The sequence below is a fragment of the Dietzia maris genome (genome assembly GCF_014144855.1).
Classification (GTDB): domain Bacteria; phylum Actinomycetota; class Actinomycetes; order Mycobacteriales; family Mycobacteriaceae; genus Dietzia; species Dietzia kunjamensis.
This window is the reverse complement of sequence record NZ_JAALDN010000080.1, coordinates 1-6,766: the sequence shown is the minus strand read 5'-3', so window position 1 is coordinate 6,766 and position 6,766 is coordinate 1. Positions and strand designations below refer to the sequence as shown.

Sequence of the window (6,766 nt, the reverse complement as noted above, 5' to 3'; positions counted from 1 at the left end):
CTTGTTCGCCCGCGCGTCGGCGCGGGCCTCGAGTTCTGCGCGCACAAGGAGATCGAGTGCTGTCAACGCCGCGTCCTCCCCACCCCCGGCGGAGGTCCACTGCGGGTCCAGCGGGTCGACGCCCAGCACCGCGGCCATCGCCCGGACGGACGACGCCGCCGCGAGCGCCGCGTCGAGATCCCCCGACGACAACGCGGTGTTGCCGGCGCGGACCCGGCCGTGGATCTCCGCCAGCGCGGCGGGGACCCCGAGATCGTCGTCCATCGCGGCGGCGAACGCGTCGGTCCACTCGCCGACCGGGACGTCGCCCCCCGGTGCCGTTCCCGACCCGATGGCCTCGTTCACCCGGTGCACGAGCGCCTCGATCCGGCGATAGGCCGCGGCCGCCTCCTGCAGTGCCTCGGGAGAGTATTCCAGCATCGACCGGTAATGCGCACTTCCGAGGTAGTAGCGCAGTTCCACGGGGCGGACGGCGGTGAGGATGTTGGGCACGCTGAGCACGTTGCCCAGTGACTTGCTCATCTTCTCGCCGGCCATCGTCACCCAGCCGTTGTGCAGCCAGAAGCGGGCGAACCCGTCGCCGGCGGCGTGGGACTGGGCCGCCTCGTTCTCGTGGTGCGGGAACTGCAGGTCCAGCCCACCGCCGTGGATGTCGAAGGTGTGACCGAGGTACCAGGTGGCCATGGCCGAGCACTCGAGGTGCCACCCGGGCCTGCCGTCGCCCCACGGGGTGGGCCAGGCGGGCTCGCCGGGCTTGGCGGCCTTCCACAGGGCGAAGTCCCGCGTGTCGCGCTTACCGCGCAGGTCGGCGGACTCGCCCTGGTCGACCTCGTCGAGTCGGTGTCCAGACAGGTGCCCGTAGTCGCCCTCGGGCGCGGCCGACCAGGCGGCGACGTCGAAGTAGACGCTGCCCTCGGCCGGATACGCGAAACCCCGCTCGATGAGCCTCTCCATGTAGTCGATCATCTGGGTCACGTGCCCGGTCGCGCGTGGCTCGGTGGACGGCGGCAGCACGCCGAGCGCGTCGTAGGCGCGGGTGAACTCGCGCTCGTGGGTGGCCGCCCATTCCCACCACGGGCGCCCGTTCTCGGCGGCCTTGGTGAGGATCTTGTCGTCGATGTCGGTGACGTTGCGCACGAACGCCACGTCGTAGCCGCATCCGAGGAGCCAGCGGCGCAGGATGTCGAACGCGACGCCGGAGCGGACGTGGCCGATGTGCGGGACCGACTGGGGGGTGGCTCCACAGAGGTAGACGGACGCGTGCCCTTCCCGGACGGGGGTGAACTCCCTCAGGGAGCGGGCGGCGGTGTCGTACAGATGGAGCGTCACGGGTGCCGAGTCTACCGGTGTCGGGCCGTCAGGCCCGGTACACCAGTGCCGTGGCCACGGCGGAGACCCCCTCACCGCGGCCGGTGAAGCCCATGCCGTCGGTGGTGGTGGCGGAGACGGAGACCGGGGCGCCGATGATCTCGCACAATCGCTGCTCGGCCTCGGTACGGCGCGGCCCCATCTTGGGCCGGTTGCCCACCATCTGCACGGCGGCGTTGCCGATCACCCACCCGTGCTCGTCCAGCTCGGCCACCGCTTCCCGCAGCAGGCGCTCGCCCGAGACGTCGTCGTACTCGGGTCGTCCGGTGCCCACCAGCGCGCCGAGGTCGCCGAGGCCCGCCGCCGAGAGCAGGGCGTCGACCAGGGAGTGGGCGACCACGTCCCCGTCGGAGTGCCCCTCGCACCCGTTGTCCTCGGGGAAGTGCAGACACGCCATCATGCAGCGCTTTCCGGGCTCCACGCGGTGGGCGTCGGTGCCGATCCCCACGCGGGGGATGACGGGTCCGGTCACGGGTCCTCCTGGATTCGGCCCGCGGGGACGGGGGGCGCCGAGCCGGGACGGGATCCGGCGAGTTCCGTCAGCGCGCGGGCATGGTCGGTGGCGGTGGTGATCTTGAACGCGAGCGCGTCTCCCTCGACGGTCGCGACCCGTTGCCCGATCCGTTCGACCAGGCCGGCGTCGTCGGTGGCGATGTCCCCGGCCGCGTCATAGGCGGCGAGCAGGACGTCGGGAGCGAATCCCTGGGGTGTCTGGACGGCGCGCAGCCCGGAACGGTCGGGGGTGCCCACGACGTAGCCGTCGACGTCGACCTGTTTGACGGTGTCGACGACCGGGAGCACCGGCACCACGGCGACCTCGCCGGAGCGCACGGCCTCGACGACGCGCCGCGTCGGTGCGGCGGGGGTGAGGCACCGCGCCGCGTCGTGCACCAGCAGGACGTCGTACACCGCCGCGCCGGCATCACCGTGGGTGGCGGTCAGCGCCGCGAGCCCGTTGCGCACGGAGTCGGTGCGCTCCGCGCCGCCGGTGGCGACGACGACGAGGTGGTCATCGTTCCGGAGTCGGGCGAGCATCGACTCGGCTTCCCGGACGCGGTCCGACGGGACCACCACCACCACATCGTCGACGGCCCCCGAGTCCAGCAGGCCGGCGACGGCCCGCTCCAGCATCGTCCGGCCGTGGAGTTCGACGAAGGCCTTGGGCAGTCCCGCGCCGAGCCGGAGCCCGGAACCGGCCGCGGGAACGACGGCGGCCACCCTGCCCGTGGGGGCGGGGTGGCCGTCCGGACCGTGTCCGATCACTCCGACGGTCGCGTCACGCCGGTGCGGCGGAGCCGAGGACCTCACCGAGGAGGGCGTCAGCGCGTTCCTCGTCCGAGCGCTCGGCGAGCGCGAGCTCGCCGACGAGCACCTGGCGCGCCTTGGCGAGCATGCGCTTCTCGCCCGCGGACAGGCCACGATCGAGATCGCGGCGCCAGAGGTCGCGCACGACCTCGGCGACCTTGTTGACGTCACCGGAGGCGAGTTTCTCGCCGTTGGCCTTGTAACGACGCGACCAGTTGGTGGGCTCCTCCGCGTGCTCGGTGCGCAGGACCTCGAAGACCTTGTCCAGGCCCGCCTGGTCCACCACGTCGCGAACGCCCACGTACTCGGCGTTCTCGGCCGGTACCTTCACCGTGAGGTCGCCCTGTGAAACCTTGAGGACGAGGTATTCCTTCTCGGTGCCCTTGACCGTCCGCATCTCGATCGCCTGGATGGTGGCGGCGCCGTGATGCGGGTAGACGACGGTGTCGCCGACCTTGAACTCCATGAGTGGCTTTCCCCTTTCGACCGCCCTATCTTAGCACGCCCTCAGTGCAGGCGTTTTCCGTTTGCGCAGGTCAGCAACGTGTACAGGCTGACGAGGGAATCCCACGGGTGTGAGGGGGCCACTCTGACGCCGGTCTGGACGGGCCGTGGACTACGATGAGACCGGCCTGAGAGACGACCATCCCCGAGGAGCCTGACGTGACTTCACCGAACACCGGCCTGCGCCGCACCGCGCTCGTAGTCCTGGCCGTGGGCGCCGCCCTCGGGGCGTCGGCCTGCAGCGCCGGCCAGGTCTCCCAGACCGCCAACCAGGTCGCCGCGGTCGACGGTGGACGGGGTTCCGCGGGCGACCTGCACGTCAACGACCTGCAGGTGGTCGTCCCCGAGAACGGTGGCGAGGCCCGCGTCGGATTCGTCGCCTCGTTCACCGGCTACGGCCTCGGCGAGGCCGTCTCCCTCGATCAGGTCGAGATCGACGGCACCCCGGTCCAGCTCGGCGAGACCCGGCCGCTGCAGCGTGGCTGCACGATCGTCGTCGACGCGACCGAAGGCGCAGAGCCCGCCCCCGCACCGGAGGGCGTCTGCGTCGAGCAGACCACCGCGACCCTCCCCTCGGCCGACGACCTCGACGTCGGGGTCTCCGTGCCCGCCACCGTGAGCTTCTCCAACGGCGACCGGATCGAGACCGAGGCCGCCGTCGTGGGCGAGCTCGTCGAGGCCGGCGAGTACACCCGTCCGACGGAGTACGCCGGCGAGTCCGAGGAGCACTGACACGTCCGCCCTCTCCGCCCGCTCGGCCGACGGTTCACCGGTCGACCCCGACATGCGGGCCGTCCTGCGGCGACTCGCCCCGGGCACCCCGCTGCGTGACGCACTCGACCGGATCCGCCGTAGCGGCACCGGGGGGCTCGTGGTGCTCGGTGACGATCCCGCCGTCCGGGCCATCTGCGACGGCGGTGTCGACCTCGACGTCGAGTTCGCGCCCGCCCGACTGCGGGAACTGAGCAAGATGGACGGCGCCGTGGTGCTGTCCACCGATGGCTCCCGGATCACCCGCGCCAACGTCCACCTGGTCCCCGACCCGTCACTGCCGGCCGTCGAGACGGGCACCCGTCATCGCGCCGCCGAGCGCACGGCGCTGCACACCGGCGTCCCCACGGTGGCCGTGTCGGCGTCGATGACCACGGTGACCGTCTACGCCGGCGGACTGGCCCGGGTGCTGGCCGACCCGGTGGTCCTGCTGGCCCGGGCCGACCAGACGGTCGCCACGATGGAGCGGCACGGCGCCCGCACCGCCCGTGCCCGCGCCCGGCTCGACCGGGCGGAGATGGGTGACTACGCCTCGGTGCGCGACGTCGTGACCATGGCCCAGCGCCTGCTCAGGCTCGAACGCCTGGGCGCCGAACTCGCCGAGCTCACGGTGGAGATGGGCGAATACGGGCGCCAGACAACCCTGCAGCTCGAGGAACTGCTCTCCGACACCCCCGATGAACTGTGGGGCCTGGTCGCGGACCACCTCCGCGTGGAGGCCGTCGACGGCGATGCACGCCCGATACCGACACCCGAGCAGGTCACCGCCGGGCTCGAGCGACTGGCCGCGTTGACCGACGCCGACCTGCTCCTGCCCGCGCCCGTCGCGCGCTGCCTGGGGCTACCGGCCGAGCCCGAGGACCTGGACGAGCACGTCACCGCCCGCGGACACCGCATGCTCGCGCACATCCCTCGCCTGCGGCCGGTGCAGATCACGGCGCTGGTCGAACGTTTCGGATCGGTGCCCGCACTGCTGGCGGCCGAGCAGTCGGACTTCGCCGACGTCGAGGGCGTCGGCGCGCTGTGGGCCCGCCACGTCCGGCAGCGCCTCACCGGCCTGGGCACCGGCTGACGACCACCGCGGCGCCCCATCGCTCGGCGCGGGCCCGGTCAGGACCCGGTCACGACTCGGGGGCCTCGACCACGTTGAAGGTGGAGGCCGGGCTGAAGACGTTCCCGACCAGTGCGTACACCTGGTAGGCGCCGACCTCGACTGGCGTCCGGTCCGACTCGGAACACGCGCCCTCGGCGGACCGTCGGCCGGTCCAGTCGATCTGACGCGGCTCCGGCTCATCGGGGCGCAGCTCGACCTGGTCCTCCTCGCGCGGCGTGGTGCAGTCGATGCTCGACCACACCTTGGAGTTGTCGTCGAGCCGGTAGACCTCGAACGACAGCGGCGCCTCCGACAGGTCCCGGTCGCACGTGGTGTCCGAGACGTTGACGATGTTGACGAAGAAGCGCACGTCGGAGCCCACGGGCACGTTGGGCTCGGCCGACCACACGTCCAGACGGAGATCCTCGTCGGCGCACCGGCCCCGCGAGGCGCCTCCGTCGTCGTCCCGCTCGGTGGTCGCGGAGGTGGACGTCTCCGAGGTCTCGACGGCCCCGGTCGTGCCGTTCTCCCCGCCCGCGGCGGTCTCCTGGGTGTCGGTCCCGCTGTCGCGGGAGGCGAGGAACAGCGCGAGCACCACCACGACCACGGCGATGACGGCGACGACGACCGCGGCGACGCGGCGACGCACATAGACTTCGCGCGGTAGGGGGCCCTGGGGTTCCTGCACGGGTCCAACTCTAGAGCCGCGCGGGTGCCCCACCTGCCCGTCGGCGCGGCGTGTCCCTCAGACCGGGTGGCCGCCGGGCCGCCGGGCCGCCGGAGGGCGTCAGATGGCGACCATCTCCTCACCGGGGCCGTGGGGGACGTCCTCGACCTCGCCCAGGACGCTGCGCAGGTAGGCGCGGCCGTCGGAGAGCTTGTAGGTCACGCCGACGATCGCGAGTTCGCCGTTGTCGATCCGCTCGCTGATGATCTTGGAACGCTGCTCGAGCAGCTCACCCGTCTCGAGCACGTGGCGCGCCTCGAAATCGTCGATGCCGCTGAGCCCCTCGCGACGCCCGTTGAGGATCGACGGGGACACCTTCTCCACCACGTCCCGGAGGAAGCCGGGCGGGATCTCCCCGGTCGCCAGCGCGTCCACGGTCGCCTTGACCGCGCCGCAGCTGTCATGGCCGAGCACCACGATCAGAGGAGTGTCCAGCACGTGGACCGCGTACTCGATCGACCCGAGCACCGCGGTGTCGATGATATGGCCTGCGGTGCGGATGACGAAGAGGTCACCGAGCCCCTGATCGAAGATGATCTCGGCCGCGACCCGGGAGTCCGAACACCCGAACAGGACCGCCTTCGGGTGCTGCGCGGCGACGAGCTGCTCGCGACGCTGGGTATTCTGGCTGGGATGACGCATCTCGCAATCGACGAAGCGGTGGTTGCCGTCACGGAGCGAGGCCCATGCGCTGATCGGGTTGGTATGAGGCATGGCTCATATTGTGCCCCGCCGACCCCGGAAGACTCGCGTTGACCTCTCTCGACACCTCCGCACTCCTCTCCTGGTTCGCCCGCGCCGGCCGCCCGCTGCCGTGGCGCGGTGGGCAGGTCGGCGCATGGGAGATCCTGCTCTGCGAGGTCATGAGCCAGCAGACCCCCGTCGCCCGGGTCGAGCCCGTCTGGCGGGCCTGGCTCGACCGCTGGCCCGGCCCCGCGGAACTCGCGGCGGCCGCCCCGGCCGACGTGATCCGCATGTGGGGCAAGCTCGGCTACCCC

Annotated in this window: 8 protein-coding genes and 1 pseudogene; 3 read left to right on the top strand and 6 right to left on the bottom strand. The window is 71.9% G+C overall.

Annotation, left to right across the window (positions count from 1 at the left end; all coding sequences use genetic code 11):
- The 4 genes from cysS to G6024_RS03070 form a co-directional block, all read right to left on the bottom strand.
- Window positions 1-1,329 (bottom strand): cysteine--tRNA ligase (cysS, locus tag G6024_RS03085; protein ID WP_159147972.1); only part of this gene is annotated, 1,329 nt, incomplete at its 3' end.
- A 28-nt stretch (window positions 1,330-1,357) separates the two neighbouring features.
- Complete coding sequence (ispF, locus tag G6024_RS03080; RefSeq protein WP_159147970.1) at window positions 1,358-1,840, bottom strand: 2-C-methyl-D-erythritol 2,4-cyclodiphosphate synthase; 483 nt, start codon at window positions 1,838-1,840, stop codon at window positions 1,358-1,360.
- Window positions 1,837-2,628: a 2-C-methyl-D-erythritol 4-phosphate cytidylyltransferase gene (gene ispD, locus G6024_RS03075; RefSeq protein ID WP_235027740.1), complete on the bottom strand. Its 792-nt coding sequence runs from the start codon at window positions 2,626-2,628 to the stop codon at window positions 1,837-1,839. The genes ispF and ispD overlap by 4 nt, the downstream gene beginning before the upstream one ends.
- Window positions 2,629-2,644: 16 nt before the next feature.
- Entirely contained in the window at window positions 2,645-3,139 is a 495-nt protein-coding gene (locus tag G6024_RS03070; RefSeq protein WP_067711635.1) for a CarD family transcriptional regulator, read from the bottom strand.
- 197 nt (window positions 3,140-3,336) lie between these two features.
- On the opposite strand from G6024_RS03070, the gene G6024_RS03065 reads away from it, so the two are divergent.
- Together G6024_RS03065 and disA are read left to right on the top strand one after the other, a co-directional pair.
- The gene (locus G6024_RS03065) at window positions 3,337-3,909 is read left to right on the top strand and encodes a hypothetical protein (RefSeq protein ID WP_067711632.1); all 573 of its coding nucleotides are present in this window, start codon (window positions 3,337-3,339) and stop codon (window positions 3,907-3,909) included.
- A gap of 52 nt (window positions 3,910-3,961) precedes the next feature.
- Window positions 3,962-5,020 (top strand): DNA integrity scanning diadenylate cyclase DisA, encoded by a 1,059-nt coding sequence (gene disA / locus G6024_RS03060; protein WP_067711629.1) that lies wholly within the window; start codon window positions 3,962-3,964, stop codon window positions 5,018-5,020.
- A gap of 49 nt (window positions 5,021-5,069) precedes the next feature.
- Here the strand turns inward: disA and G6024_RS03055 are convergent, their stop codons facing one another.
- Window positions 5,070-5,729 (bottom strand): hypothetical protein, encoded by a 660-nt coding sequence (locus tag G6024_RS03055; protein ID WP_119193387.1) that lies wholly within the window; start codon window positions 5,727-5,729, stop codon window positions 5,070-5,072.
- 99 nt (window positions 5,730-5,828) lie between these two features.
- Window positions 5,829-6,482 (bottom strand): carbonic anhydrase, encoded by a 654-nt coding sequence (locus G6024_RS03050; RefSeq protein WP_119193388.1) that lies wholly within the window; start codon window positions 6,480-6,482, stop codon window positions 5,829-5,831.
- Between the two features lie 38 nt (window positions 6,483-6,520).
- On the opposite strand from G6024_RS03050, the pseudogene G6024_RS03045 reads away from it, so the two are divergent.
- Window positions 6,521-6,766 (top strand): annotated as a pseudogene (locus tag G6024_RS03045) (A/G-specific adenine glycosylase); the annotation flags it as partial.

Bases quoted from the DNA above. Each gene is read 5' to 3' on its own strand.
- G6024_RS03070 (WP_067711635.1), bottom strand. From the start codon at position 3,139: ATGGAGTTCAAGGTCGGCGACACCGTCGTCTACCCGCATCACGGCGCC.
- disA (WP_067711629.1), top strand. From the start codon at position 3,962: ATGCGGGCCGTCCTGCGGCGACTCGCCCCGGGCACCCCGCTGCGTGAC.
- G6024_RS03050 (WP_119193388.1), bottom strand. From the start codon at position 6,482: ATGCCTCATACCAACCCGATCAGCGCATGGGCCTCGCTCCGTGACGGC.